Origin of the sequence: Duganella rhizosphaerae (assembly GCF_040364205.1) — a bacterium.
Lineage (GTDB): Bacteria > Pseudomonadota > Gammaproteobacteria > Burkholderiales > Burkholderiaceae_D > Rugamonas > Rugamonas rhizosphaerae.
The window spans coordinates 1-2113 of the sequence record NZ_BPWK01000051.1; the positions used below are offsets into that span (position 1 = coordinate 1).

At 66.5% G+C, this 2113-nt stretch carries 3 protein-coding genes; all 3 read right to left on the minus strand.

Going from position 1 to position 2113, the window contains the following annotated elements; genetic code table 11:
• Nucleotides 1–455: DegT/DnrJ/EryC1/StrS family aminotransferase (locus tag RUGAMON1_RS32530; protein ID WP_445234404.1), on the minus strand; the 455-nt coding region annotated here is incomplete at its 3' end.
• A gap of 24 nt (nt 456–479) precedes the next feature.
• The gene (gene rfbG / locus RUGAMON1_RS32535) at nt 480–1556 is read right to left on the minus strand and encodes a CDP-glucose 4,6-dehydratase (RefSeq protein WP_445234405.1); all 1077 of its coding nucleotides are present in this window, start codon (nt 1554–1556) and stop codon (nt 480–482) included.
• The coding region (gene rfbF / locus RUGAMON1_RS32540; RefSeq protein WP_445234406.1) for a glucose-1-phosphate cytidylyltransferase at nt 1553–2113 on the minus strand (561 nt) is incomplete at its 5' end. The genes rfbF and rfbG, both read right to left, overlap by 4 nt.

Below are 2113 nucleotides of genomic sequence, written 5' to 3' on the forward strand. Positions count from 1 at the left end.
ACGTCGATGTTGTAGGTGCCCAGCTCGACGTCGACGAACACCGGGATCGCGCCGAACTGGATGATCGGGTTGACGGTGGTCGGGAAGCCGGCGGCCACGCCGATCACCTCGTCGCCCTGCTGGATCGCGCGCGCGCCCAGCTTCGGCGAGGTCAGCGTGTTGAACGCGACCAGGTTGGCCGAGGAGCCGGAGTTCACGGTGATCAGGAAGTCCACGCCGATCAGCTTGGCCAGCCTGGCCTCGAACTGGTCGTTGAAGCGGCCGGTGGTCAGCCAGGCGTCGAGCGAGGCTTCGACCATCAGTTCCATTTCCGGTGCGCCGACCACCTTGCCGGCCGGCGGGATCACCGTCACGCCGGGCTCGAAGGCCTTGGGCACGCTGGCCAGCGCGCCGTACTCGCCCACCAGCTTGATGATCTGTTCGCGGAGTTGTTCCTTGCTTTGTGCTTCACTCATGATTGCTGCCTTAAAGATGGTCGCTTAAAGATGCGCGGTGTTTTGATAGGTGTCGATCTGCGCCAGCGTCAGCGCGCGCATGTCGGCGCCGCTGGCGTGGGCCTGGTGCCAGGCGACGATCATGTCGATCGTGTGGCCCAGGTGCCAGCGCGGCTGCCAGTGCAGGCGGCTGCGGGCTTTCGAGCAGTCCAGCTTGAGGTAGTGCGCCTCGTGCGGCTGCGGCGCCGCGTCCAGCTCCCAGCTGGCGCCTGCGCCCCAGCTCTCGCACAGGCGCGCGATGATCCATTCGACCGGGCGGGCGTCGATGTCGTGCGGGCCGAAGTTGAAACCCTCGGCGAAATCCGCGCCGTGCGTGTAGAGGTGCTCGGCCAGGGTCAGGTAGCCCGACAGCGGTTCGAGCACGTGCTGCCACGGGCGGATCGCGTGCGGGCTGCGGATGCGCACCGGCTTGCCGGCGGCGATGGCGCGCACCATGTCGGGGATCAAACGGTCCTCGGCCCAGTCGCCGCCGCCGATCACGTTGCCGGCGCGGCCCGAGGCCAGCGCGACGCCGTGCTCGGCGTATTTTTCAGGATGGAAGAACGACGAGCGGTAGCCGGCCGTCACCAGTTCGGCGCAGGCCTTGCTGTTGCTGTAAGGGTCGTAGCCGCCGAAGGCTTCGTTCTCGCGGTAGCCCCAGGCCCATTCCTTGTTTTCGTAGCACTTGTCGCTGGTGACGTTGACCACGGCCTTGACGCCGGGCGTGTTGCGCACCGCCTCGAAGAAGTTCACCAGGCCCATGACGTTGGTGGCGTAGGTCTCGACCGGATGGGCGTACGAGTAGCGCACCAGCGCCTGCGCCGCCATATGGATGACGATTTCGGGACGCGCCTTCATCATCGCCTCGCGCAGCGCGGCGCCGTCGCGGACGTCGCCGATGATGGAGGTCATGCCGGCGGCGACGCCTGCGGTGTCGAACAGGCTGGGCTTGCTCGGCGCGTCGAGCGCGTAGCCGGTGACGTCGGCGCCCAGTTGCTGCAACCACAGGCTCAGCCAGCTACCCTTGAAACCGGTGTGCCCGGTCAGGAACACACGCTTGCCGCGCCAGAAAGCCGGATTCATGGCCATCGCTTCCACGGCGCCTGGCCACTGTCCCACAGCTCTTCGAGCAGGATCTTGTCGCGCAGCGTGTCCATCGGCTGCCAGAAGCCCTTGTGCATCCAGGCGTCGAGCTGGCCGTCGGCCGCCAGTTGTTCCAGCGGGCCTTTTTCCCAGATGGTGTCGTCGCCGTCGATCAGGTCGATCACTTTCGGCGAGAGCACGAAGTAGCCGCCGTTGATCCAGTTGCCGTCGCCCTGCGGTTTTTCCTTGAAGCTCAGGATGCGCTGGCCGTCCATGTCGATCGCGCCGAAGCGTCCCGGCGGCTGCACCGCGGTCATGGTGGCGAGCTTGCCGTGCTGCTTGTGGAAGGCGATCGAAGCGGCGATGTCGATGTCGGCCACGCCGTCGCCGTAGGTGAAGCAGAAGGCTTCGTCGTGCTCGACGTGCTGGCGCACGCGCTTGAGGCGGCCGCCGGTGAGGGTGTCGGCGCCGGTGTCGACCAGCGTGACCTTCCACGGTTCGGCGTGGCGTTCGTGCACTTCCATGCTGTTCTTCTGCAGGTCGAAGGTGACGTCCGA